The organism is Micromonospora cynarisoli (assembly GCF_030518815.1).
GTDB classification, from domain to species: domain Bacteria; phylum Actinomycetota; class Actinomycetes; order Mycobacteriales; family Micromonosporaceae; genus Micromonospora; species Micromonospora wenchangensis.
In genome coordinates, this window is the sequence record NZ_CP130426.1 from 2,280,479 (window position 1) to 2,304,818 (window position 24,340).

At 74.7% G+C, this 24,340-nt stretch carries 20 protein-coding genes; 4 read left to right on the plus strand and 16 right to left on the minus strand.

Annotated features, from left to right (window positions below; translation table 11 throughout):
- Genes Q2K16_RS09270 through Q2K16_RS09295 form a run of 6 tightly spaced genes read right to left on the minus strand, consistent with a single transcriptional unit; the run spans nt 1 to nt 7,173 of the window.
- On the minus strand, nt 1–1,044 hold the full coding sequence (locus Q2K16_RS09270; protein WP_204959014.1) for a methyltransferase: 1,044 nt from the start codon (nt 1,042–1,044) through the stop codon (nt 1–3).
- A 49-nt stretch (nt 1,045–1,093) separates the two neighbouring features.
- On the minus strand, nt 1,094–2,971 hold the full coding sequence (locus tag Q2K16_RS09275) for a beta-galactosidase trimerization domain-containing protein (protein WP_302744752.1): 1,878 nt from the start codon (nt 2,969–2,971) through the stop codon (nt 1,094–1,096).
- Nucleotides 2,968–3,963, minus strand: coding sequence for an NAD-dependent epimerase/dehydratase family protein (locus Q2K16_RS09280; RefSeq protein WP_302744754.1), 996 nt, complete (start codon nt 3,961–3,963; stop codon nt 2,968–2,970). Before Q2K16_RS09280 ends, Q2K16_RS09275 begins: the two co-directional genes overlap by 4 nt.
- A complete protein-coding gene (locus Q2K16_RS09285) occupies nt 3,956–5,299 on the minus strand; it encodes a nucleotide sugar dehydrogenase (protein WP_302744756.1) in 1,344 nt (447 codons plus the stop codon). Before Q2K16_RS09285 ends, Q2K16_RS09280 begins: the two co-directional genes overlap by 8 nt.
- A 1-nt stretch (nt 5,300) precedes the next feature.
- Nucleotides 5,301–6,767: a class I adenylate-forming enzyme family protein gene (locus Q2K16_RS09290; protein ID WP_204959018.1), complete on the minus strand. Its 1,467-nt coding sequence runs from the start codon at nt 6,765–6,767 to the stop codon at nt 5,301–5,303.
- A gap of 13 nt (nt 6,768–6,780) precedes the next feature.
- Entirely contained in the window at nt 6,781–7,173 is a 393-nt protein-coding gene (locus Q2K16_RS09295) for an acyl carrier protein (protein ID WP_302744758.1), read from the minus strand.
- Between the two features lie 215 nt (nt 7,174–7,388).
- Here Q2K16_RS09295 and Q2K16_RS09300 point away from each other — a divergent pair, with 215 nt between their 5' ends.
- Nucleotides 7,389–8,681 carry a type III PLP-dependent enzyme gene (locus Q2K16_RS09300; RefSeq protein ID WP_204959020.1) on the plus strand — a complete coding sequence of 431 codons (1,293 nt, stop codon included), beginning with the start codon at nt 7,389–7,391 and terminating at the stop codon, nt 8,679–8,681.
- 65 nt (nt 8,682–8,746) lie between these two features.
- Here the strand turns inward: Q2K16_RS09300 and Q2K16_RS09305 are convergent, their stop codons facing one another.
- The 7 genes from Q2K16_RS09305 to Q2K16_RS09335 all read right to left on the minus strand — a co-directional run bounded on the left by Q2K16_RS09305 (nt 8,747) and on the right by Q2K16_RS09335 (nt 15,015).
- A complete protein-coding gene (locus Q2K16_RS09305; RefSeq protein ID WP_302744761.1) occupies nt 8,747–9,508 on the minus strand; it encodes a 4'-phosphopantetheinyl transferase family protein in 762 nt (253 codons plus the stop codon).
- Nucleotides 9,505–10,698, minus strand: a complete 1,194-nt coding sequence (locus tag Q2K16_RS09310; RefSeq protein ID WP_204959022.1) for an acyl-CoA dehydrogenase family protein — start codon at nt 10,696–10,698, stop codon at nt 9,505–9,507. The genes Q2K16_RS09305 and Q2K16_RS09310 overlap by 4 nt, the downstream gene beginning before the upstream one ends.
- A gap of 6 nt (nt 10,699–10,704) precedes the next feature.
- Nucleotides 10,705–11,385 (minus strand): hypothetical protein, encoded by a 681-nt coding sequence (locus Q2K16_RS09315; protein ID WP_302744762.1) that lies wholly within the window; start codon nt 11,383–11,385, stop codon nt 10,705–10,707.
- On the minus strand, nt 11,382–12,173 hold the full coding sequence (locus tag Q2K16_RS09320; RefSeq protein WP_302744764.1) for a hypothetical protein: 792 nt from the start codon (nt 12,171–12,173) through the stop codon (nt 11,382–11,384). Before Q2K16_RS09320 ends, Q2K16_RS09315 begins: the two co-directional genes overlap by 4 nt.
- A 79-nt stretch (nt 12,174–12,252) precedes the next feature.
- Complete coding sequence (locus Q2K16_RS09325) at nt 12,253–12,543, minus strand: acyl carrier protein (protein ID WP_204959025.1); 291 nt, start codon at nt 12,541–12,543, stop codon at nt 12,253–12,255.
- Between the two features lie 120 nt (nt 12,544–12,663).
- Nucleotides 12,664–14,058, minus strand: coding sequence for a preATP grasp domain-containing protein (locus tag Q2K16_RS09330; protein ID WP_204959026.1), 1,395 nt, complete (start codon nt 14,056–14,058; stop codon nt 12,664–12,666).
- 21 nt (nt 14,059–14,079) lie between these two features.
- The gene (locus Q2K16_RS09335) at nt 14,080–15,015 is read right to left on the minus strand and encodes a 3-oxoacyl-[acyl-carrier-protein] synthase III C-terminal domain-containing protein (protein WP_302744767.1); all 936 of its coding nucleotides are present in this window, start codon (nt 15,013–15,015) and stop codon (nt 14,080–14,082) included.
- 239 nt (nt 15,016–15,254) lie between these two features.
- Here Q2K16_RS09335 and Q2K16_RS09340 point away from each other — a divergent pair, with 239 nt between their 5' ends.
- A complete protein-coding gene (locus Q2K16_RS09340; RefSeq protein ID WP_302744769.1) occupies nt 15,255–16,655 on the plus strand; it encodes an aldehyde dehydrogenase family protein in 1,401 nt (466 codons plus the stop codon).
- Nucleotides 16,656–16,698: 43 nt separating this feature from the next.
- On the plus strand, nt 16,699–18,615 hold the full coding sequence (locus Q2K16_RS09345) for a PhoX family protein (RefSeq protein ID WP_204959029.1): 1,917 nt from the start codon (nt 16,699–16,701) through the stop codon (nt 18,613–18,615).
- 148 nt (nt 18,616–18,763) lie between these two features.
- Here the strand turns inward: Q2K16_RS09345 and Q2K16_RS09350 are convergent, their stop codons facing one another.
- Both Q2K16_RS09350 and Q2K16_RS09355 read right to left on the minus strand, forming a co-directional pair.
- Nucleotides 18,764–20,122 (minus strand): preATP grasp domain-containing protein, encoded by a 1,359-nt coding sequence (locus Q2K16_RS09350; RefSeq protein WP_302744772.1) that lies wholly within the window; start codon nt 20,120–20,122, stop codon nt 18,764–18,766.
- A 13-nt stretch (nt 20,123–20,135) separates the two neighbouring features.
- Entirely contained in the window at nt 20,136–21,560 is a 1,425-nt protein-coding gene (locus Q2K16_RS09355; protein ID WP_204959031.1) for an amidase family protein, read from the minus strand.
- Between the two features lie 448 nt (nt 21,561–22,008).
- On the opposite strand from Q2K16_RS09355, the gene Q2K16_RS09360 reads away from it, so the two are divergent.
- A complete protein-coding gene (locus tag Q2K16_RS09360) occupies nt 22,009–23,106 on the plus strand; it encodes an alcohol dehydrogenase catalytic domain-containing protein (RefSeq protein WP_302744774.1) in 1,098 nt (365 codons plus the stop codon).
- A gap of 149 nt (nt 23,107–23,255) precedes the next feature.
- On the opposite strand, the gene Q2K16_RS09365 is transcribed toward Q2K16_RS09360, so the two are convergent.
- Nucleotides 23,256–24,101: a phytanoyl-CoA dioxygenase family protein gene (locus Q2K16_RS09365; protein ID WP_302744776.1), complete on the minus strand. Its 846-nt coding sequence runs from the start codon at nt 24,099–24,101 to the stop codon at nt 23,256–23,258.
- Between the last annotated feature and the right edge of the window lie 239 nt (nt 24,102–24,340).

Genomic DNA, 24,340 nt, shown 5'->3' on the forward strand with positions numbered 1-24,340 from the left:
CTACCGGCCCGGCTTACGGGCCAGGAACAACCCGTTGCCCGGAGCGCTGCGCACCGGCTGGAAGTCCACGTCGACCAGCCCGGCGTCGGTCAGCCAGTCGCGCACCTCGTCGAGCGGGTACGTCTGCTGACCGACGCTGTTGAACATGCTCAGCGCCATCATGGCGCCGAAGCTGCGGCCGATCGGACCCAGTTCGGGGGCGGGGAACTGGTCGAGGATCACCAGCGAGCCGCCGGGCCGCAGGGCGGCGGCGGTCCGGGCGACCAGTTCCCGGTTCTGGACCGCGCTCTTGGAGTGGATGACGTTGAACAGCAGCGCCATCGACGGGCTGCCCAGCTCGTCGGTGAAGAAGTCGCCGGCCCGGAAGTCGACCCGGTCGGCCATGCCGTTCTCGGCGATGGCCCGGTCGGCGAGCCGCTGCATCTCCGGGATCTCGAAGATGGTCGCCCGCAGCTGCGGGTGCCGGCGGCACAGCGCGATGCTGTAGAGGCCGTAGCCGCCGCCGAGGTCCAGCAGGTGCCCGGCCGGGTCGGGCACCGGCACCCGCTCCAGCACCTCGTCGATGTTCATGTTGGTGAGGGCGACCATGCCGTCCTGGAACACCCGCCACTGCCGGGCCAGCCAGCGCGGGGTACGCGGTTGGTCCGGCCCGAACGGCAGGGGCAGCTCGCCGCGCAGCCGGCCTTCCAGGTTCGCCCAGTCGGTGAAGACGATCTTCTCGAAGTACGGGATGCCCATCGAGATCATCGGCAGCAGTTCCCGGGTGGTGTCGGTGACCCCGTACCGGTCCCCGGCGCGGCGGACGTAGCCGACGCAGTCCAGGCAGTCGAGCAGGAACGCGATGCCACGGGGATCCAGCTCCGTCTTCTCGGCCACCTGCTCGCTGGTCAGTTCCTCCTCGGCCAGGGCCGCCAGCACGCCGGTGCGGAAGGCCAGGGTGACGGCCCGGAACCCCCAGGCCGAGAGCATGTCGAACATGAAGGCCGGCACCGCGTTGTCGGCTCCGCTCAGGGACCGCTCGGCACCCGGAAGCGTGATGGGCATACTGCTCTCCAATCGATGTGCCCCGCCGTTCGGCGAGGCTGGGCGGGGGTCAGGGCAGGGCGCGGGTGCTCGGGACGGCGCGGTGGCGCACCCCGGCGGGGCTCGGGCGGGTGACCAGCCGCCAGTCCTTGCCGTCCAGGGCCACCTGGCACCGCAGGTGCGCGCCGTCGGGCGTACGCCAGCGCAGGTGGACGCGGCGCGCAGTCGGCGCGTGGTTGACCAGCAGTACCTCGTGCGGGCCGGCGGCCCGGCCCGGCAGGATCTCCACGTCCGGGTCGGCGCAGTCCACCTCGGGAAACAGCCCTGCCAGGGCGGCGACCCGCCGGTAGAGGCGCTCCCAGGCGGCGGCGGTGAGCCGTCCGGGCACGTCGAGCTGACGCTCGAACGGGGCCGCGCAGAACACCACCTGGCCGAGGCCGAGCGGGTTGCGTACCAGGGCCGGGGTGCCGTTCGGGTACCGGCCGAGGACCTGCCCGGTGGTCGCCGCCAGCACCGACGGGCGGACCCCGGCGCCCGCCCAGTCCAGCGGCCACCGGTCGGTGTCCCACTCGACCCCATCGTGCCCGGCGGTGAGCAGGGTGTAGTCGACCAGCTCCACGCCGGCCAGCTCCGGCCCCGGAAATCCGTGCAGGTGGTCGGCCATCGAGTAGTAGACCGTCGCGCCGTGGCGGGCCGCGCGACCCAGCCGCGTCAGGTCGGTCAGGGTGACGTGGCCGACCGAGGGACAGACCACCAGCCGGTAGCCGGTCGGGTCGCCGGCGACGATGTCGACGTCCAGGTGCGCGCGCTTGAGCAGCAGGTAGGCGTAGAACGTGGCCGCCGTGCCGACCCCGGTGTCGAGGTAGGAACCGCCGTCGGCCCGGACGCGTTGCGGCAGGTAGAGCGCGACCGGGGCCCGACCGGGGCCGGGCCGCATCCGGGGGGCGGCGCGCAACGTCTCCCGCAGCCCGGCCAGCGCCGGACGGGGTGTCCCGTCGAGACGGTGCAGGCCCACGAAACGCTCGCCGGGGCGCTGCTGGTAGGGCTCCTCGGCGGAGGCGATGTCCTGCCAGCACCAGGCCAGCACACCGGCGGCGCCGTTGCCCAGGGCCGCGGCGGTGGCGGCCCGCAGGTAGGCCGCCGTGGTGGCCTCGTCGGTGCCGTAGCTGGTCAACTCGTCGACCAGCGGCACCCCGAATGCCCGCGCGTAGCGGACCAGGAACGGCACCAGGTTGCTCGCCTTGTAGGAACTGGTCGACTCGATCGACACCGGCGCCCAGGTGGGGAAGCCGTGCAGCGCGATCAGGTCCAGCCCGGCGGCGTTGTCCGGGCCGAACGGCGCGGCGCCGAGCACCCCGGAGGGGTCGTTGGCCTGGGTCACCAACAGCCCGGGGAGGTGCGCGCGCAACGTCTCGGCCAGGCTGGTCTGCCAGGCCGCCACGGTCTCGGGGGGCAGCCGGGCGGCGGTCGGGTCGACGTTGGCGATCTCGTCACCGAGGTCGACGGCGAGCACGTTGCCGGCGCCGTGGAGCGCGATCGCCGCCCGTCGGGCGTAGGCCCGCTGCCGGTCGAGCAGCTCCGGGTCGTCGATGAGGCTGCGCCCCCGTCGCCAGGGCAGATCCAGCCGCTGCCCGTTCATCCAGATCGTCAGCAGGGACAGCACGCAGGCCAGCCCCGCGGCGTCGGCCAGGTCCACGGCGGTACGCAGCCGGTCGAACACGACCGGGTCGTGGTGCCCGGGTGTCGGCTCGAAGTCCCGCCAGAACATAAAGATCCGGACGGTGTTCAGGCCCGCGTCGGCCATCGCCCGGAAGTCGCGGCGCAGCGCTTGCGGATCCCAGTCGGTCCAGATCCGGCAGCCGGCCGCCGACGGGTGGTAGTCCACTCCGGCGACGACGAACGGCGTCCCGTCGCGGCACAGTGCGCCGTCGCGGATCTCGAACGTCATGCCCGGTCCCCGGTGGTCGCGGGCGGGGCGGCCGCCTGGTCTGCGGCGTACCAGTCGAAGGTCTGTCGCAGCCCCCGGAGCAGGTCGACGCGGGGTGCGTACCCGATCGTGCGCCGCAGCCGGCCGAGGTCGGGCAGCCGGCGGTCCGGTGAACCGGGTGGGGGGTCGAAGACCTCGAAGGTGGGGGTGTAGCCGGCCAGCCGGCAGACCCGCTCGGCAAGTTCCCGGATCACGATCTCCTCGGTGTCGTTGCCGATGTTGGCCACGACCGGTTCGACGCCGGGCAGCCGGGTCAGCCCGACTGTCGCGTCGACGGCGTCGTCGATGTGGCAGAACGCGCGGGTCTGGGTGGCCCCGTAGATGGGGAAGGGGTCCTGGCGGACCAGCGCCCGGGCCACGAAGTGGGGTATCACGTGGTCGTGGCCCATCCGCGGGCCGTAGATGTTGTGGTAGCGGCCGATGCGCACCGGGAACAGGTCGGCGCACTGGCGCAGCAGCGTCTCGGCGACGATCTTGCTGAGCCCGTAGGACGCCCGGGGCAGCGTCGGGTCGGGCAGCACGAAGGGCACGTCCTCCGGCACCGGGAACGGCGCCAGACCCAGGCGGGTGGCACCGTCGGCGACCTCGCTGGTGGAACTCAGGTAGACCCGCCCCGGCGGGCGGCGTCGGCACCAGTCCAGCAGGTTCAGCACCGCACGCAGGTTCACGTTGAGCGCCCGGGACGGGTTCTCGTTGTTCTGCCGCACCCCGACGACCGCGGCCAGGTGGTAGACCTCGTCGAAGTCCCCCGCGAGCAGGTCCACCGGAAGCGGGGTGGTCAGGTCGTGGCGTACCAGCCGGGCCTCGGCACGAACCTCGTCGAGGTCCCGGTCGGCCCGGCCACGGGACAGGTCGTCGAGCAGGGTCACGTCCGCGCCGTCGCGCAGCAGCCGGCGGGCCAGGTGCAGGCCCACGAACCCGGCGCCACCGGTGATCAGGATCCGGTCAGCCACGGCCCAGCCTCCGGTAGTCCACGTCGGCCGCCCCGGACAGCGCCGACGCCAGGTCGCCCCAGACGTCGACGACCAGGGCGGGGCGGTTCATGCTGCGGCGCAGCAGCGCGGCGTCGAGGTCGGCGCGGTAACGCGGATGGTCCACCAGCAGCACCAGCACGTCGGCGTCGGCCAGACCGTCGGCGAGGGACGCCGGGGCGTACCCGAGCCGGGCGGTGACGTCGTCGGGGACCAGGTAGTCGTGGCCGGCCAACAGCCGGACCCGCTCGCGCAGGACGTCGGCGACGACGGTGGCGGCGGAACCCCGCACGTCGTCGGTCTCCGGCCGGCCCTTGTAGGCCATCCCGCAGACCAGGACCTTCGCGTCGGCCGGGGCCCGACCGGTGGCGGCCAGCGCCTTGAGCACCCGTTCGGTCACCAGGTGCGGGATCTGCTCGTTGACGGCGCGGGCGGCAGCCACCAGCGGTGGATGGTATCCGGCCGTCCCCGCCGAGTACACCAACAGGTACGGGTCCTTGGTCAGGCAGCTCCCGCCGACGAATCCCGGTCGGGCCAGGTCGGGCCGAGGGTAGCCCCGGTTCGCGGCGGCGATGACCTCCGTGGCGTCCACGCCGACCGCTTCGGCGATCATCGCCAGCTCGTTGCCGAAGCCGTACAGCAGGTCGGTGTGGGCGTTGCAGGCCAGCTTCACCAGCTCGGCCGTCTCCAGGTCGGCGGTGACGACCTGCTCGGGGGTGAGCCGGGCGAACAGTCGCCGGGCCCGGTCGGCGGAGCGGTCGTCCAGCCCGCCGACGACCTGCGGGAGGCTGGCGAGCTCGGCCAGCGCGCGGCCCTGGATGGTGCGTTCGGGGCAGCAGGCCAGCAACGGCTCGTCGACCCGCTCGCGCAGCAGGGGCAGCAGGGTCCGCCGGGTCGTCCCGACCGGGACGGTGCTGCGCACCACCACGAGGGTGTCCGCGGTGGCGGCGGCCGCCGCGGTCTGCGCGGCCAGCGTGAAGTGGCGCAGGTCCGGCCGGCCGGTGCCGTCGTCGAGCGGGGTGCCGACACAGATCACGACCGCGGCCGGCGTGACGCCGTCCAACGTGTCGGTGATGGTCAGCCGATCCGCCGGCAGGCTGCGGAGCAGCTCGTCGACACCGGGTTCGAACAGGGTCGGGGTGCCGGCCCGCAGCGCCGCCCGGGTGCCCGCGTCGGCTTCCACCCCGACGACGGGCACACCGGCCTGCGCCAGGCTCACCGCCAGCGTCAGGCCCACGTACCCGAGCCCGATGACGGCGACGGGACCGCCCGGTCCGTCGGCGGGAGCCCGCGTCGGCGGGGGTGTGGGGTCGGTCATCTCAAGCCTCGCTTCCGATCGGAACGGTGGTCACGGTGGCGATGACGGCCTGCCGGTCGACCTTGCCCATCGCGGTACGGGGCAGCCGGGCCAGCGGGTGCAGTTCGTGTGGCACCTCGTACGGCGCGAGACCCCGCGCCCGGCAGTGCGCGGCGAGTTCCGCCGGCCCGGTACCGGGCGCGAGCACCACCGCCGCGTGCACCCGCTGCTCGCCGTCGGCGTCGGTCGCGCCGAAGACGAAGACCTCCCGAACCCCGGGGTGCTCGTCGAGGACCCGGGCCACCCGGGTCGGGTTGACCTTGCGACCGCCGACGTTGACGAAGGTGTCCTTGCGGCCGAGCAGGTGCAGCCGGCCGGCCTCGTCGACGCGGGCCAGGTCGCCGGTGTCGTAGAAGCCGTCCGGGGTGCTCACCGGGCCGGACGCGCCCAGGTAGCCGTGGAACAGCGTCGGCGTGCGCACCGACAGGTGGCCGGTTCCGGCGGGGTCGTCCGGGTCGGCGCGGGTCAGCCGCAGGTGCACCCCGGGTGCCGGCACCCCCACCGACGTGTCGGGCTCGTCGCCGGGGTCGGGCTGGTAGCTGATCAGTCCGGTTTCGGTGCTGCCGTAGAACTGGCGCACCGACACCCCGAGCACGGCGCGCGCCTGGTGGCCGAGTTCGGCCGGCAGCGGCCCACCCGACGACACGGCGGCCCGCAGCCGGGCCGGCGTCGCGCGGTTGCGCAGCACCGGGGTGAGCAGCCGGTACACCAGCGGGGTGCCGAACAGGACGGTCCCGTCGGCGACGAGCGCGTCGGCGACGCGGCCCGGCTGGAACCGCCGCGTCGTACGGAGTTCGGCGCCGGAGACGACCGCAGCGGTGAGCGCACCGACCAAGCCGAACGAGTGCGCCAGCGGCACCGCGGCGACGACCACGTCGGCCGGGGTCAGCCCGAGCAGCTGGCGGTAGGTGTGTCCGCCGTGCCACACGTTCGCCGACGAGTGGCGGACGATCTTGGGTTCGCCGGCCGAGCCGGAGGTCAGTTGGAGCACCTCGCCGGCCCGGTGCGCGGGGGTTCCGGCGGCCCCGACGGGATGGACGCGGCAACGCTCGTAGCTGAGGAAGTCGACTCCCGCCGGCGCGGCGCGGGCGGCGCGGGCCGGGCCGACGACGGTCCGCACCCCCGGGTTACGGGCCGGCGCGAGCAGGTCGGTCAGCGCTGAACTGCCCTGCTCGACCGGCAGCACGTCCACACCCGCGCCGGTCAACCCGATCAGCGCCGCGACACTGTCCGGGGTGTTGTCCACGATCACCAGCACCGGGGCACCCCGGGGCAGGGCCGCCGCGCCGGCCGCCACGGCGCGGGCGGTGTCGTGCAGCTGCGCCCAGGTGGCCAGGTGTCCGCCGGTCGACGTCGCGGTCCGCAGCGCCGCCGCGTCGGGGCGCTCGTCGCGGCGGCGGCGCAGCTCGGTCAGCAGCCCGCCGGGCACCGGGCCGGTCCCGTCAATGACGCGGCCCTCCGTCGATCACGGCCGGCACCGCCGCGTGCGCGGCGCAGACCGCCGCCAACCCGGCCGGGGTCGCGTCCTCGAAGATGGTCTCCAGCAGGGTGGACCGCAGCGCCTCGGCGCTCTGCCCCCCGGCTGGCCGGTAGACGTCGATGAGTCGCTGGAGCACGTCGACGGCGCGGACCGAGTCGCCGCCGCAGTCGAAGAAGTCCTCGTCCGGTGCGAGCGGGCCGCGCATCAGCGCCGTGCCCATCAGCTCACCGATCGTGGCGCTGACGTCGGAAAGCCCGTTGCCCATGTCGTCCCCGATCAGCTCGTGGCGGGTGGATGCGGCTGACGCCGCTGGCCGGGCGGGCACGCCGCGCCGCCGGGCGGGTGCCGGACTCACCCCGGCCGCCGTGCCACCAAGGTTCACCCGGTGCCGGCCCCGGGCAGAAGGCGCGACCGAGCGCCCCAGTGCCCTGCGCGAACGGGTATGGCGCAGTGCGTCGACCGGTGTTCCGGTAGCTGCCCGCCCTGACCGTCGGAGCGCCCGTTGGCGGCTTGTCCCGCGCCGTGCAGCGCCCAGACTGACCAGGGACGGCAGAACCGGGAGGCGATGGCATGACAGACGACGTCGGCGTGCAGGGAGTGCGGTTCGAGGAACTCGCGGCGCGGTACGGCACCCCGCTGTACGTGTACGACTCGGCGGTGCTGGGCGCCCAGTTCGACCGGCTCCGGGAGGCACTGGATCGGCGGCTCGAGTTCTTCTTCTCGCTGAAGGCGAACCCCAACGTGGCGGTCTGCGCCCGGCTCGCCGGCCTCGGCGCCCGCGCCGAGGTGTCGTCCCTGACGGAGCTGCTCACCGCCCGCCGGGCCGGGGTACGCCCGGAGGACATCATCTTCCTCGGCCCGGGAAAGAGCGCCGAGGAGTTGCAGGCCTGCCTGGCCCAACGGATCTACGCGATCGTCTGCGAGTCCCTGGGCGAGCTGCGGCTCATCGACAGCCTGGCCCGCGCGGCGGGCACCGTCGCACCGGTGGCGCTGCGGGTCAACCCGAACTTCACGGTCAAGGGTTCGGGCCTGACGATGGGGGGCCGGCCCCGGCAGTTCGGCATCGACGAGGACGAGCTGATGAGCCAGACCGGGTTGGGCAGCCGCCACCCCGGGGTCCGGCTGATGGGGGTGCACGTCTACCTGGGCACCCGCATCCTCGACGCCCGGGTGGTCGCCGACAACAGCCGGCGCGTCCTGGACCTGGCCGAGCGGGTCTCCACCCGGCTCGGGTTCCCGCTGGAGCTGGTCGACGTCGGCGGTGGGCTGGGCGTGGCGTACTTCGACAACGAGCAGGACCTCGACGTCGACGCCCTCGCCGGGCTGCTCAACCCGATCCTCGGCGAGTTCCGGGCCCGGCACCCGCGCACCCGGCTGGTGATGGAGCTGGGGCGCTACCTGACCGCCCCGGGCGGCATCTACGTGGTCCGGGTCCGCTACCTCAAGACCTCCCTCGGTCAACGGTTCGCGGTCACCGACGGCGGCACCCACCACCACATGGCGGCCGTCGGCATCGGCTCCTACGTCAAACGCAACTTCCCGATGCGGCTACTGCGCGCGGCGACCGGAGCGGTGGAGCCGTGGCACGTGACCGGCCCGCTCTGCACCCCGAACGACACGCTGGGCAAGAACGTCCTGCTCCCACCGCTGCGTACCGGCGATCTGCTCGGTGTGCTGCGGTCCGGGGCGTACGGGCCGACCGCCTCCCCCGTGCAGTTCCTCAGCCACGGCTACCCGGCGGAGGTGCTCGTCCACGACGGCCGGCCGTACCTGGTGCGCGAACGCGACCGGCCCGAGGACATGATGCGCCGCCAGCACCTGCCGGGCGCGCTGCGGGCCCGGACGTCCGTGCCGGCCCGCTGAGGGCGGGCCCCGGTCGACCGGGTCGACGCCGCCGGACGCCACCGACCACGGTGGCGCCGGCGGCATCAGCCAGCGACCGGTCCGCCCGGGTCGAACGGGCGGCCGGGTGACAGCGGCCGGGAACCGGCCGCCGCGCGGGCGAGGTCCACCGGGCGGCAAACGTGGTACCCGACGTCGAACGCCTCGGTGCCGGCCAGCGCCACAGCACCCCGGTAGCCGGGCGGAACCCGCAGGTCACGTACCCGCCACGGGCCCGGAATCCGGCCGCCGGGCCGGTGCACGAGCAGCCCGTCCGGGCCGGCCACCGGCAGGTCGAGCCCGTTGAGCAGCCGGTCCCCCGCCGCCTTGACGCAGGCCTCCTTGCGGGTCCAGAGCGTCAGGTGGACGGCGGCCCGGTCGGCGGGCGGCGCGGTGGCGACCAGCCGCGCCTCGGCCGGCGGGAAGTAGCGTCGGGAGAACACCTCGACCGACCGGCCGGCGGGGGCCTGTTCGACGTCGACGCCCACGTCACGTCCGGCGCTCACCGCCAGCAGCGCGCACCGGCCGGAGTGCGAGATGTTGAAACGCAGCGTGCCGTCGCCGAGCAGCGGCTTGCCCCAGCGACCGGTACGCAGCGGCACCCGCGCGGGCGGCTCCCCCCGGTAGCTGCCGAGGATCACCCGCAGCGACCCGTACACGGCCAGGAACCGACGCCGTACGGCCAGTTCGGCGTAGCTGTCCCGGCGGGCGCGTTCCGCCGGGGTCAGGACCTCGTCGAGGACCCGGGCCAGCGGCGGCGGCAGGGCCAGCCCCAGCCGCCAGACGTGGACCACCCCGGGGCCGATCACCGGTCGACCGCCGGCCCGTCGACGCCGGGGGGATATCCGGCGAAGGCGCCCCGGTCCAGCGCGGCGGCCACCGCCAGCCGCTGGACGTTGCCGGTGCCCTCCATGAACTCCAACGCCGCGGCGTCGCGGGCGAACTTGTCCAGCAGCGGCTGGTCCAGGCGGGCGCCCGGCCCGAAGCAGCGCAGCGCCCAGCGGGAGACGTCGGCGGCCAGCCGGGTGGCCCGCAGCTTCGCGGCCGAGGCGAGGTGCCCGCTGCCGCTGTCGGAGTCGACCGCGACGGCCGCCAGTCGGGTCAGCCGGCGTACCCCCTCGATCTCCCCCTGGGTGCGGGCCAGCGCGTCGCGCTCGGCCGGGCGCAGCGCGCGGCGGTGCTCCCGGACGTAATCGCAGGCGGCCTGGGCGAGACCCACGGCCATCGCCGCCACCGTGGGGCGCAGCAGGTTGAACGTCCGCTGCCAACCCCAACTGCCCCGGCGCATCGGGGAGAGGTGTCGACCGAGGAGTTGCCCGTCGGTGATCGGCACCGCGTCGAGGGTGAGCGCGCCGAGCTGCGCGCCGCGTACGCCGAGGGTCGGCACCGCGACGGCGGTGAAACCGGCGCTGGACGTGTCGACAAGCGCCGCGCCGAGGCCGAGCGGCCCGTCGCCGGTGCGGTGGAACACCACCCCGACGGAGGCGCGCAGGGCGTTGCTGATGTAGCGCTTGCGACCGGTCAGGCGCCACCCGGAGCCGTCGGCCGACTCGGTGGCGCGGGTGCGCAGGCCGGCGGCGTCGGTCCCGCCGCCGGGTTCGGTGAGGGCGAAGAACGTCCAGGTGGGCCGCTCCAGGAGCCGGCCGTAGAACCACTCCTGCTGGGCACGGTCACCGATGGCGGCCACCAGCACCCCGGACATCGACGCGCCGGGCAGCGCCAGCATCATGCCCAGGTCACCGCGGGCGATCTCCTCGCAGAACACCACCCGTTCCCGCGCGGCGGTGAGGTGGAAACGCTCACCGGCCAGCACCAGCGGCGTCGGGTTGAACGCGGCGGGGATCTGCAGGTGCGCCGCGCAGGTCACCGCCGGGGCGTCCAGCAGCCTTAGCACCACGTCGGGGTCGCGGTCCAGGTCGAGGGCGTACGGGCGCAGCTCGGCGGCCCAGCCACGGGCCTGCCGGCGGAGCAGCCGCAGCCGGTCGTCGAGTTCGGGCACGGCCGGTCACCTCCGCACGCCGGAGCGCCGCACCTCGTGGCGGGCCGGCAGGTAGACGTCGGCGAGCAGGTGGGACAGGTACACCGCCCGCCCGGGGCCGTCCTCGGTGTAACCGGCGGCGCCGAGCACCGGCAGCAGCACGTGATCCGAGGCGGTCAGCTGGTGGTGTGCCTGCACCAGGTCGACGGCCGGGTCCGGGTCGGTCAGCAGCGCCCGGACGGTCAGCTGGTCGGTGACCGCCTCGGCGAGGGTGGCCTGGACGAGTTGCTGGCGCAGTAGCGGTCCACCGGCGGCCCGCCGGCCGGCCAGCTGGGAGCGGGCCCGGTCCAGCAGCCCCGCCGAGCTGCCCAACCGCAGCCAGGCCAGGCCGAGCAGCCAGGTCCGGTACGGCTCCCACCCGGATCCGTCCGGGCCAGGCAGGCCGCGTACGGCCAGCAGGTCGGCGTCGCGTACCGGCGCGGGCAGGGTCACGGCGGTGACCCCGGTGAGTTGCCGCAGGGGCGTCCCGCCGGGCCACACCCGGTCGGCGGCGCGGCCGACGTCGCCGGGCGCCAGCGCCTGCCCGGCGGGACCGGCGACCAGCGCCCCTGCGGCGACCTGGTCGTACAGGGCGGTGAGGGCGGCCTCGACGCCCCCGGACCGGGCGGTGTCGTACGGCCGGGTCCAGCCGTCGGTGGCGGTGGTCACCGCTGCCCCGCCGCCGGGACGTCGAGCAGGCAGGTAGCGAGTCGTTGCTGGTCGTGGTCGGCGATCAGCACCCGGGCCCCGTCGACCTGCCACCGGGGTAGCCGGGCGGCCACCTCCCGCCACACTCCGGTGACCGGCTGGCCGGGCTGCGCCGCCAGCACCCGCGTGCCGGCCGGTACCGGGGGCACCCGCCCGGCCAGACCCGCGCCGGTCACCAGCACCTGCGGGCCGTACTCGGCCAGCGCCTCGACGAGGGCCGCCTCCGGTGGCCGGGAGACGGTCGGGACGCTGCGCGGCGGGTACAGCCGGCCGCCGTCGGCGGCCGGGTCGAACGCCAGCGCCGCCACCGCGTCGCGCGCCACCCGCAGCCGCTGCGGCACCGGCAGCTCGTGCAACAGCGCCGACTGGTCGACCGCGATGAGCAGCAGCCGGCCGGCGGCGTCCCGGCGGGCCCGGTTCGCCAGCACCTGCAGGGCGGTGAACGCGGTGATCAGGCCCTGGTCGAGCACGGCGAAGGCGAGCCCGGCGTCGGGCACCAGGGTGCTCAGGTGGCACATCGGGAACCCCGGCTGCGAGTCGGGGGTGGCGGCGGCGAGCACCGCCAGGTCGAACCGGTCGGCGTGGGGGCGCAACTGGGGCAGCACCGCGACGACCATGTCGGTGAAGGAGTTGCGTCGCCCCTCGAACGCGCCGGGTGGGCAGGTCGTGCCGTAGGAGCGCATCAGGTCCGGGTAGTAGACGTGGTCGTCGTTGCCGAACGGCCGGCCGGGGCCGAACACCTGGTGCACCGCCCGAGCCAGGCCGAGCGGCGCGGGTTCCCCGCCGGGGCGTCGGTCGCCGACCGACGCCCCGGGGCGGTGACGTACATCAGGCGTTCTCCTCGACCTGGCCGGTGACGTAGGTGACGAGCGCGCCGACGGTCTCGAAGTCGGTCGGCTCCAGGGTGTCGGTGTCGAACTCGACGCCCAGCTCCGCCTCCAGTTGGATGAGCAGTTCCAGCACGCTGGTCGAGTCGAAGGAGAGGTCCTCGAAGAGGCGTAGCTGCGGCGAGATGCCCGCCGGGTCGCGGCCCAGCATCTGCCCGAGGGCGCCGACCACCACACCGGTGATGTCGCTGGTGGCGGCCGGCGGGGCACCGCCGACGGTCGTGTCGCTCATGTCGTCTCCCTGTCTGGTCACGGTCCCCCCGGGCGGGTGGGGCCGGTGGCGTGGGCCGGTGCGGGGGGCACCGGCCGGGCGGTGCGCGGCCGGCCCGGGGCGGGCCGGCCGGGGTCGCGGCTAGGGCTGCCCGACGGTCGCGGGGCAGTCCCGCAGCCGGGCGGTGACCTCCCGGTCGATGGCGACGACCTGCCGGTCCGACTCGGCGGCCACCATGGCGTAGAGCCGGCCGCCGAAGCTGCCGCCCTCGCCGCCGGCGGTCCCGGCGGCGTTCACGGTGGCAAAGTTGTTGATCACCAGGCCTGGTCGGTCCGGCCGGTCGGCGAGCACGCCGTCCAGCAGCGCCCGCAGCTCACCGAAGGGCAGCGGCCTGGTCAGCCGCAGCGGGTACTGCCGGGCGAGCGCGACCGTCCCGGGGCCGTACCAGGTCCGGCGCAGCCGCTCCTGGTACGTGGACATGTTGTTGCGCGCGTTGATCTCGACGATCGGGTAGAGCCGGTCGTCGGTGGTGGTCAGGGCATCCACCCCGACCACCCCGAAGTACCCATCGGTGGCGAGCCGGCGGCCGATCGCCTCGGCGGCGGAGCGCACCTGCCGGTGCTGCCCCGGCGTCAGACGCGCCGGCATCCGGTGGCCCTGGTGCACGCCGTCGCTGGTGATCGCCTCTTTGACCACGTCGAAGTGCACGTCGCCGGTGCGGTCGACGGTCATCTGGTAGTTGAGGTCGTGGCGTTTGGGCAGCCACTCCTCCATGATCACGCCGACCCGGCCACCGCTGCGCCGGGCCCGGCGCGCGATCAGGGTATGCAACTGGGCGAGGCGTCGCCGGTCGCGGACGACCATGATGCCCCGGCCGGAGACACCGTAGGCGTCCTTGAGCACGATCGGGCGTCCGGTGTCGAGCCAGCCGCCGGCCCGGCGGACGGCCCGGTCCAGTTCGTCGACGTCGCGGCAGACCATGCCCTCGGCCTGCGGCAGCCCCACCTCGTCGGCGAGCAACCGACTGTAGATTTTGCTGTTGACCTGCTTGCAGACGGCAGCCGCCGGTGCGGCCAGGGGCAGGCCGGCCAGCTCCGCCAGCCGTTCCTCGACCGCCGACACGCCGTGCGGCCACAGCCGCGCGCCGAGGCCGGCCAACCGGCCCAGCGCGGCGACCAGCTGCGGATCGGCCACCGCGTCCTCGCTGACCGTGCGCTGCGGCTGCTGGTCCCGGACGGTCAGCACCCGGGGCAGGGCCACGCCCAGGTCACCGAGGTAGCGCAGGTACTCCTCGTCGGGGGGCGACTTGAGCACGACGTGGTCGTCCGGGCCGGCCAGCAGCAGCGCGCACTCGTCCATCCGGTTGACGATGGCCCGGCTGGCCGGCATGACGATTCCCGGCAGGCCCGGCTCGCCCCGCGCCCAGTGCTCCTCGACCTCGAAGTTGCCGAGCAGGACGAGGGGGCGGTCGGCCGCGCCGGTCAGCGCGGTACGCAGCGACGCCAGGACGTCACCGGTGAGTGTGTGCGGGTGCACGTGTCGCTCCAGGCTCGGGGATCAATGGACGAGGACCATCGCGGAGACAGTGGCGCCGAGCCCCACCGACGTCATCAGGTACGGGTCGCCGGGTTTCAGCCGGCCCTGCGCGCGGGCCAGCTCGTAGGCGGCGAAGGAGTCCGCGGCGAAGCAGTGCCCGGTACGGGGAAGGTTGTCCAGGACCAGCCGCTCGGCGCTGCGGATGTTCAGCAGTCGCAGTACCCGCAGCCAGGACACCCGGTTGACGTTGTGCGGCAGGATCGCCACGATCCGGTCCAGGTCCAGCCCGGCCTCGTCGACAGCCGCCCGGACCACCTCGGCAACCATGACCGGGTAGTCGTCACGGAAGGCCGCCGCGTCCTGCTCCGACATCCACGGCCCGGCGGAGAACCGGCCGTAGGTGCCGGCCGCGTAGGAGAGCACCCGGTCGCGCTGGCCGTGCGCGTTGACCAGCAGCGCCGAACAGCCCTCCCCCATCACCCCGGTGCCGGAGATGACCTGCGCGGAGGCGGTGAACGCCTTCTCACCGGTGAGCACCAGCGCCAACGCGGCGGGGTCGGGATCGTCGGCCAGCAGTGTGCCGGCCAGGTCCACGGCGAGCAGACCGGAGGCGCAGGCATGCTGGCTGACGGTGAACGTCGTGGCGTGGGCCAGGCCCAGCCGGCGGGCCGCCTCCCGCACCGGGTTGACCGGGTAGGGGGCCACCACCGGCATGGTCCGGGCGTGCAGGACGTAGCGGACCAGTTGCTCGCGGCCCCGCAGCGCGGCCAGCCCGGCACCCCCGCCGACCAGCAGATCGGCCAGGCTGCCCTGCGGGTCGAGCCGGACCTCACGGAAGCCGTAGAAGCGCTCGTGCATCCGGATCTGGGCCGGCGAGAAACCGTAGGCGGCGAGGCAGTCACCCGCCGACACCCGGTTCGGTGGCAGGTAGGTGTGCACCGCCTCGATCGAGGTCACCTCGGCCCCCTCCCGCCGTCACCGGTCGTCCGACGATCCGACGGTCCCGGGTCGGGACCGCCCTGCGCCAACGACCCTCCCGCGCCCCGGCCGCACCCGGGAGCCGCCGACGGGCGCACCAAGACCCTGGCCGGACGAGCATGCCCGCAAGCGGGGGTTCTGGGCCCTGGCGTCGGCGCGAAGACTGACCTGGTCCGTCAACCGGATGGGCCAGGTCAGTGGGGAGAGGGTCCGTGTTCATGCCGATGACCATCGCGGGACGTTCCACGCGCTCCCCCGGGCGGATACCGGTGGAGGATCCGGCCACGGCCGACGTCTTCGCCGAAGCGCCGCGCTGCACGTCCGCGCAGCTCGACGACGCCGTCGTGGGCGCGGTCGACGCCTTCGACGCCTGGTCCCGGTCGGGTGCGGACCGGCGGCGGGCGGCGCTGCTGGCCTGCGGTTCGGTGCTGGCGCAGGCGGGTGACGAGTTGGCCGAACTACTCACCGCCGAGCAGGGCAAGCCGTTGCGTCAGGCCCGGGCGGAGGTGGCGCTCGCCGCCGACTGGTTCGGCCACACTGCCGAGCTGTCGCTGTCCCGGCAGCGGCTGGTCGCCGAGGAGGCCACCGAGGTCACCCTGGACCGGACGCCGGTGGGCCCGGTGGCCGCGATCGCCCCCAGCAACTACCCGGTCATCCTGGCCGTCACGAAGATCGCGCCGGCGCTGCTGGCCGGTAACACCGTCGTGCTCAAACCGTCGCCGGTCACGCCGCTGGCCAGTCTGCGGATGGGTCAGCTGCTGGCCGAGGTGCTGCCGCCGGGGGTGTTCAGCACGGTCAGCGGCGACGGTGACCTCGGGTCGGCGCTGGTGGCGCACCCGGCGATCCGGATGGTCTCCTTCACCGGGTCGATCCGCTCCGGCCGGGCCATCGCGCGCTGCGCGGCGGACTCGTTCAAGCGGGTGGTCCTGGAGCTCGGCGGCAACGATCCGTGCATCCTGCTGCCCGGCACGGAGGTCGGCCGGGTCGTCGGGGACATCTTCCGCCGGGCGACCGTCAACAGCGGACAGTTCTGCGCGGCCATCAAGCGGGTGTACGCGCCGTCGGGCCAGGTCGCCGAGCTGACCGAGGCGCTGCGCGCCGAGGCGGCGGCGGTGACCGTCGGCGACGGGCGCGACCCCGGGACCGACCTCGGCCCGCTGGTCAGCCGGGCCCAACTGGAGCACGTCCACCGGCTGGTGGACGCCGCGGCGCGGGCCGGTGGCCGGGTGGTGACCGGCGGGGCGGCCCTGCCCCGGCCCGGACACTTCTACCCACCGACCGTGGTCACCGACCTGCCGCCCGGCACCGACCTGGAACAGGACGAGCAGTTCGGGCCGGTGGTACCGGTCATCGGCTACGACGACCTCGACGAGGCGGTGGCCCGCGCCAACGGCACCCGCTTCGCCCTGGGCGGTTCGGTCTGGGGCGAGCCGGCGGTCGCCCGGGACGTCGCCGCCCGCCTCGACTGTGGCACCGCCTGGGTCAACACCCACGGCGACCTGCGCCACGACGTCCCCTTCGGTGGCCTGCGCGACTCCGGCGTCGGCGTCGAGTACGGCCACTGGGGGCTGTTGGAGTACACCCAGATCAAGATCACCCACACCGTGCGGCGGCCCTGAACCGACGGGTGCCGCCGCCGGCCTATCCTCCTGGAGGTCAGCCATGTCCCGCCCCGTCACCCCGTCCCCCGGCCCGCTGCCGGAACCGGACGACATCAGCGCCAACCCGTCGGGCAACCGGCTCTTCGCCGACGTCCTCACCGTCCGGCTCTCCCGCCGGACCGCGCTCACCGGCGGCGTGGTGGCGGCGGCCGGCTTCCTGGGCGCTGGCGCGGCCGGCGGCGAGGCGGCAGCCGCCGGCGGGGCGCGGCAGCGTCGGCGGCTACTGGGTTTCCAGCCGGTCGAGATCAGCTCGGCGGACACCCTCACCGTTCCCGACGGCTACACCGCGCAGGTGCTCATCCCCTGGGGCACCCCGATCCGCGCGAACGGGCCGGCCTGGCGTCGGGACGCCGCCAACACCGCGGCCGAGCAGGCCCAGCAGATCGGCATGAGCCACGACGGCATGCGGTTCTTCCCCCTGGGCCCCGACCGTGGCCTGCTGGTCCTCAACCACGAGTACGCCGACCAGCTGCTGCTCTTCCCCGACGGGGACGCGGTGATGACGGCGGAGAAGGTCGCCAAGTCGTTGGCGGCGCACGGGGTCAGCGTGGTGGAGGTGGCGCTGCGCCGGGGGCGGTGGGAGCTGGTGGACTCCCGGCTCAACCGGCGCGTCACCATGGCCACCCCGGTACGCTTCGCCGGCCCGGTCGCCGGCGACCACCCCTCGTTGCGTACCGGGGCCGAGCCGCGCGGGACGCTGAACAACTGCTCGTGCGGCGCCACCCCGTGGGGCACCTACCTCACCTGCGAGGAGAACTGGAACGAGTACTTCGCCACCGACGACCCGAGCTGGGTACCCACGCCGGAGCAGGCCCGCTACGGCGTGACCCGGGAAGGCTACGGCTACCGGTGGCACCAGGGGGATCCGCGCTTCGACCTCGCCGCCACCCCGCACGAGGTCAACCGGTTCGGGTGGGTGGTGGAGATCGACCCGCGTGACCCCACGGCGAAGCCGGTGAAGCGCACCGCGCTGGGCCGGATCAAGCACGAGACCGCCACGGTGACCGAGTCCCGGGGACGGGTGGTCGTCTACACCGGCGACGACCAGGTCGGCGAGTACATCTACAAGTTCGTCAGCGCCGGCCGCTGGCGGACGATGCGGGCCACCGGCCGGCACCCGCTGGACCACGGCACCCTCTACGTCGCCCGGTTCGACGACGACGGCACCGGTCGCTGGCTGGCGCTGGCCCACGGCACCGGCCCGCTGACCGTGGCCAACGGCTGGCGCGACCAGGCCGACGTGCTGCTCCGGACCCGGCAGGCCGCCGACGCGGTCGGCGCCACGCCGATGGACCGACCGGAGTGGATCGCGGTGCACCCGCACACCAACGAGGTGTACGCCACGCTGAGCAACGGCCCCGGTTTCCCGAACGCGGCCAATCCCCGGCAGCCCAACCCGTTCGGGCACATCGTGCGGTGGCGCGAGCGGCACGGCGACGCCACCGCCACCACCTTCGAGTGGGACATCTTCCTGCTGGCCGGTGACCCCGCCTTCGACCCGAGCGTGCCGCTCGACGCGGCGGGGATGTTCGGTTCACCGGACGGGCTCGCCTTCGACGGCGACGGACGGTTGTGGATCCAGAGCGACATCTCCAACTCGTCGCTGAACAACCCCCGGACGTACTACGTCAATCTGGGCAACAACGCGGTGCTGGCGGCGGACCCGGTCACCGGGGAGGTACGCCGCTTCGCGGTCGGGCCGCGCGGTTGCGAGATGTCCGGGATCTCCTTCACCCCGGACCACCGGACCATGTTCGTCAACGTCCAGCACCCGGGTGAGGCGGTGGCCACCATGGACCGGCCCACCCCGCAGAACCCACGGGCGGTGAGCAACTGGCCCGACGCCGACCCGGACGGGCGGCCCCGCTCGGCGACCGTGGCGATCCGTCGCCGCGACGGTGGGGTGATCGGTCGCTGACCCGGCGGCGTCGTGGGCCGGGGACACCGCTCCCCGGCCCACGACGCCGCCCACCGACAGACCGCAGAGCCGGTGGACCGCAGAGCAGCAGGACCGGTGGACCGGTGGACCGAGCAGCGAGCCACCGGCCAGCGGACGAGCGGGCGGCTCAGCCGGTCGTCGGCACGGCGGCGGTCTTCGACCGGCGGGGCCGGCCACCACCGCCGACGGCGGCGGCCAGGTCCCGGGCGGCGTCCGCCACGACCTGCTGCGCGTGCGCCGCGTCGGCCCCCGGGGCCAGCAACGACAGCACCGGCTGGCGGAACCCCAGCCCGCGTACCGACGTCGGGTAGATCCGCACCCCGTCGGCCCAGAGCCGGGCGAGCACCGGCCGCACGTCGTCGAGGTAGGACAGCGGCCCCCGGGTGCCGAGGGTGACCGCGTCGTGGGAGAAGACCACGCGCTCCGCCGGCCCCCAGCGGTCCAGCAGGGCGATCGCCGGCATGGCGCCGCTGCGCCGGGCGTTGATCTCGGTGACGTGGTAGGCGCCGTCGTCGGCCAGGACGAAGTCCACGCACATCCAGCCGCGGAAGCCCCGGGCGTGCGCGGCGACCCCGATGCTCCGGCCGATCCGGGTCATCCGGTCCGCCTCCGCCCGGGGCACCGAGCCGGGTCCGACGTGCACCCCCTGCACCCGGGCGACGTCCACCGCCATCGCGGTGGGCACGATCTCCCGGACCCCCTCGTCGTCGATGCGCAGGTCCACCGCCGGGCAGCCGATTCCCGGGCGGTGCGGCACGAACCGCTGCACCAGCAGCGGGAAGGTGCGCAGGAAGGGGTCCCGCTCCACGGCGGTCCACAGCGCCCCGACGCCCGGGGCGTCGCGGCGCAGCACCACCGAGCCGTCGCCGCCGACGCCGTACGGGCTGCGCACGATGACCTGGTCGTGCAGGGTCAACAGGTGCTCGACCGCGCCGCGCAGCTCGACGTCGTCGACCACCAGCAGCCCGGACGGCACCCGCACCCCGGGCACGTCCCGGGCCAGGTCGAGACAGCTCAGCTTCGAATCCAGGTGCCGGCTGACCCAGTAGTCCCGCTCCGGCACCCCGTCCAGGCGCACCGTCAGGCCCCAGCCGCGCAGGGCCGCCGCGAGCAGGAAGACCTCCGGCGTCGCCCCCCAGGTGACCAGCCGTACCTCGTCGTGGCCGGTCAACAGGGCGCGCAGCCGGGCCAGCGCCGCGCCGTCGCGCAGCAGGTCCCTCGCCACCATCCCGCTGGCGGGGACCGGCGAGACGACCGGCGGCGTCGGCTCGTCCAGCAGCCGGTGCACGTCGGCGTACCAGTGCGGGTCGTGGCCCTGCGGCAGCACCAGCACCCGCCGGCCGCTGCTCCAGTAGACCGCGTAGTCGCCGAGGTGACCGGCGACCCGGGTGACCACGTCGGTGACGGCCGGGCCCAGCCGTACGGTCGGGTTGCGGGTGTTGAACTCGGCCACGTTGGGCACGACGACGTCGATCGGCTCTGTCATGCGCACCTTCCCGTCAGGGCTGCCGTACCGGCAGGTCGTCGGCGGTCACCGCGGTCAGTTCGGGGTGGCCGATGGGCGGCAGGACGGCGGCGAGCCGGCGGGCCACCGCCAGCGTCGTGCGGTCCTGCAGGTAGTCACCGGCCACCGCGATGCCGATCGGCAGGCCCCGCGAGTCGCGGCGGACCGGCACCACTGTGGACGGCAGGTAGCTGACCCCGGTCAGGCCGGCCCAGACGATCTGGTCCCAGTAGGGGCGGATCACCCCGTCGACGGTGACGGTGCGCTCCCCGAACGGCCGGTGGTCGTGCCGGGCGGCCAGGTTCGGCGCCACCGGCAGCAGGATCGCGTCGTAGCCGGCGAAGAACTGCCGCCACCGGGCCCGCAGCCGGTTCCGCTGGTCGTCGGCCTCCACCCAGTCGCGGTACCGCTGGGCGACGTGCTCGCCGCCGAGGACCGCGCTGGGCGAACGCCGCCCGGCGGCGATCTCGTCGACGTCCTCGGCGGAGTGCTCGGGCATCGCCACCGACGCCAGCAACCGCCGGAAGACACCGTCGCTGCCGGCGAGCCGTACCCCGGAGGGGCGGGCCTCCTCGACGACGACGCCGCTGTCGGCGAGCCGGTCGGCGGCGTCCCGCAGCGCGGCCCGGACCTCGGTGTCCACCGGGCAGTACGGGTCGTCGAACCAGGCCGCGACCCGGCGCACCGGACGCGGCGGCGGCAGCGACAGCCGCCACGCCGCGGCGTCCCAGGGATGCGCCACGGCGATCGCCGTCAGGGCGGTCTCCAGATCCTCCACGGTGCGGGCGATCGGGCCGACCACGGCGATGTCGGCCTCCCGGGGCTTGAACGGGTAGGGCGGCACGTGGCCGACCATCGGCACCGCCCGGTAGCTGGGCTTGTGGCCGAACACGCCGCAGACGCCGGCCGGCACCCGGATCGAGCCGGCCACGTCGGAGCCGAGCTCCAGCGGGGTGAATCCGGCCGCGACGGCACCGGCCGCGCCACCGGAGGACCCGCTGGTGGTGTACCCCGGATGCCACGGATTGCGGGCCACGCCGAACAGCTCGTTGTAGGACTGCAGGTCACCCGAGCCGGTCGGCACGTTGGTCTTGCCGAACACGACCACCCCGGCGGCCCGCAGCGCGGCCACCGCCGTGGCGTCCTCGCGGGGCTGATAGGTACGCAGGTCGGCCAGGCCCCCGGTGGTACGCAGGCCGGCGGTGGCGAGACAGTCCTTGATCGTCACGGCCACCCCGTGCAGGGGGCCCCACCGCTCCCCCCGGGCGGTCGCCTCGTCGGCCTGTCGGGCGCGTTCCCGCGCCCGCTCGTCGATGGTGACGACCAACCCCAGCCCGGCGTTGTGCCGGTCGATCCGGGCAAGCTGGGCGTCGAGGCACTCCCGGGCCGAGATGCGACGCGCGGCGATCGCGTCGGCCACCTGCCGCGCCGACCACCAGCACGGATCCGGGCCAGCCTGTCCAGCATCGGGCACCGTACGCCACCTCGTTCCGCTGTCGTCGTCAGGTCGTCGCCCGCCCAGTCTTCGCGCCGGTCGTGGGCGCGCGCACCCCTCTCTTCAGCCCCCGATCGGCCATGGCCAAGCGGGGCCGGACGGCGGACGACCGGCTGCCCGCCGGACCGGAACCCGGGCCGCCCGTCGGGGCAGGGTCGGTGGGCCGCCCGTCGGGGCAGGGTCGGTGGGCCGCCCGTCGGGGCAGGGTCGGTGGGCCGCCCGTCGGGGCAGGGTCGGTGGGCCGCCCGTCGGGGCAGGGCGCAACGGCGGCCGTCGGCGGTTGGTCGGCGACGGCCCGGCTGGCCCAGGATCGCAGCGACCCCACCAGCGCCGGCGCGGCACCCCGTCCCGGCCCAGTCGCGAAGGTGCGCCGATGACCATGCCAGGAACGCGGGCCCCGGAGCCCGGCCGCCCGACCATGCGGGCGGTCGTCTACCACGGCCCGGGAGCGGTACGTGTCGACGAGGTGGAACTGCCGCGGCTGCAGCACCCGCGCGACGTGATCGTCCGGGTCACCCGCACCGCCGTGTGCGGCACCGACCTGCACCCGTACCGGGGGGAGCTGCCGGGGTTCGCGCCCGGCACGGTGCTCGGGCACGAGTTCGCCGGCACCGTCCACGAGGCCGGGGCGCAGGCCCCCTTCGCCGTCGGCACCCGGGTCTTCGCCTCGGACGTGGTGGCCTGCGGGCGCTGCGCGGCGTGCGCCCGTGGTTGGCACTACCAGTGCCCGGCAGTGACCCTGTTCGGGTACGCCGACGTGGTGGGCACGCCGCTGGCCGGCGGGCAGGCCGAGTTCGTCCGGGTGCCCTTCGCCGACGTGGTGCTCGCCGCCACCCCCGACGACGTCACCGACGAGCAGGCCCTCTTCGTCGGTGACGTGCTGACGACCGGGCTGGCGGCGGTGCACGGCGCGCGGGTGGCCCCCGGTGACCTGGTCGCCGTGGTCGGCGCGGGCCCGGTCGGGCTGCTCGCCGGGCTCTGCGCGGTGACCGCCGGCGCCGCCCGGGTGGTGGTCGCCGACCCGACGCCGGCCCGGCGAGACCGGGCGGCCGACTTCGGGTTCACCGCGGTCGCCCCGGAGCAGCTCGACGAGGCGGTACGCGCCGGCGGTGGCCGCGGCGCGGACGCGGTCATCGAGGCGGTGGGCACCGATGGGGCGCTCGACTGCGCGGTACGGGCCGCCGCCGCGCACGCCACCGTCTGCGCGGTGGGCGCGCACCATTCCACCGCCATGCCCTTCCCCACCGGGCTCGCCTTCGCCCGGGAGCTGACGGTGCGCTTCGCCGTCGGGGATCCGATCCGGATGCGGGCACCGGTGCTGGCGCTGATCCGGTCCGGTCGGCTGGATCCCAGCCGGATCGTCACACACCGGCTGCCGCTGACCGACGCCGGGTCGGCTTACCGGCTGTTCGACCGGCAGGAGGCGTTCAAGGTGGTGCTCTGCGTCGACCCGCCGACCCCGCCGGCCTGACCCCCACCGGCTCGGGCCGGACCGGGCGGGGGCCGGCGGGCGGGACGGCACCGGGGTCTTCCGGGTGAGGCGCAGGCGATGCACCAGCCGGGGCCGCCGCCCGCACCGCGCTCGGGCACGGGCGGGTGGCGGCCATCAGCGGTCCGTCCTCAGGCGGCAAGGGGGATGGGGACGACCTCCCGCTCGGCGAGGAAGTCCGGCCGCGGGCTCGCCACCGGCCGGGGCGCGTTGCGGACGCCGTTGTAGACCATCAGCAGCATCGCCCGGTCGAACGGTGACAGGTTCGGCGACGAGGCGTGCAGCACGTTCGGGTGGAACATCAGCACGGACCCCGCCGGCCCCTTCGGGCTGACCAGCCCGCCCTGGTTGGCCAACCGGCGGATGACGGCCCGGTCGACCTGGAACTTCTCGGTGGCGGTGAGGGTCGCCAGCCAGTTCGGTCCGTCCTCGTAACCCGCCGGCATGCCCTCGGTGTCGGTGCCGGCCAGCAGCCCGTGCCGGTGCGAGCCGGGGATGAACGTCAGCGGGCCGTTGAACTCGTTGACCTCGTCCAGGAACACCGTGACGTTGACCAGGTCCGGCGTGGGGATCCCGTCACGGTCCCGCCAGTTGATGTAGTCCTGGTGCCACTCCCACTGGTCGCCGGCGAAGGCCGCCTTCAGGTTGACCTTCGACTGGTGCACGTACACTTCGTCGCCGAGCAACTGCCGGGCCGCCCCGGCCAGCTGCGCCGACTGGCTGACCCGGGCCACCACCGGATCGGTGCGGTGCGGTCCGTACACCGATCGGACGGTGACCCCGTCGCGCTCCAGGACCCGCTGCGGCCCTTCCTGGGCCAGGATCCGGGGGGTGGCCTCGACCAGTTCGGCCAGCAGATCGGCGGGCAGGTGGTGCGCGGGCAGCAGGAGGAACCCGTCGCGCTGATAGTCCGCCACCATCTCGGCGGTCAGCGCCGTGGGCTCTGCACTGGGCCGCGCGGCATCGATCCCGGCCATCTGCGCTCCCTTCTCGTATGCGAACGGAACCCCGCCGGTGTCCGGCGGTGTCCGGCTGGTCGGGGCCCGGCCACCGCGTGGCGGGCCCCGGTATCCCCGCTAGTCAACCTCCATCGTCGCGGCGGGTCTGCTCCTCATTGCGACCTGGTCAGCTGGGCAGGTCGACTGCGCGCGCCTCCTGCGCTTCCGCTGGGCGGCCGGCACGCACAGGGTGGAAACGTGCCGCGTCGGGGCCTGCC

Excerpts from the sequence above, each read along its gene's own strand:
- Q2K16_RS09270 (WP_204959014.1), bottom strand. The coding sequence starts at position 1,044 with ATGCCCATCACGCTTCCGGGTGCCGAGCGGTCCCTGAGCGGAGCCGAC.
- Q2K16_RS09275 (WP_302744752.1), bottom strand. The coding sequence starts at position 2,971 with ATGACGTTCGAGATCCGCGACGGCGCACTGTGCCGCGACGGGACGCCG.
- Q2K16_RS09285 (WP_302744756.1), bottom strand. The coding sequence starts at position 5,299 with ATGACCGACCCCACACCCCCGCCGACGCGGGCTCCCGCCGACGGACCG.
- Q2K16_RS09300 (WP_204959020.1), top strand. The coding sequence starts at position 7,389 with ATGACAGACGACGTCGGCGTGCAGGGAGTGCGGTTCGAGGAACTCGCG.
- Q2K16_RS09325 (WP_204959025.1), bottom strand. The coding sequence starts at position 12,543 with ATGAGCGACACGACCGTCGGCGGTGCCCCGCCGGCCGCCACCAGCGAC.
- Q2K16_RS09340 (WP_302744769.1), top strand. The coding sequence starts at position 15,255 with ATGCCGATGACCATCGCGGGACGTTCCACGCGCTCCCCCGGGCGGATA.
- Q2K16_RS09345 (WP_204959029.1), top strand. The coding sequence starts at position 16,699 with ATGTCCCGCCCCGTCACCCCGTCCCCCGGCCCGCTGCCGGAACCGGAC.
- Q2K16_RS09350 (WP_302744772.1), bottom strand. The coding sequence starts at position 20,122 with ATGACAGAGCCGATCGACGTCGTCGTGCCCAACGTGGCCGAGTTCAAC.
- Q2K16_RS09360 (WP_302744774.1), top strand. The coding sequence starts at position 22,009 with ATGACCATGCCAGGAACGCGGGCCCCGGAGCCCGGCCGCCCGACCATG.
- Q2K16_RS09365 (WP_302744776.1), bottom strand. The coding sequence starts at position 24,101 with ATGGCCGGGATCGATGCCGCGCGGCCCAGTGCAGAGCCCACGGCGCTG.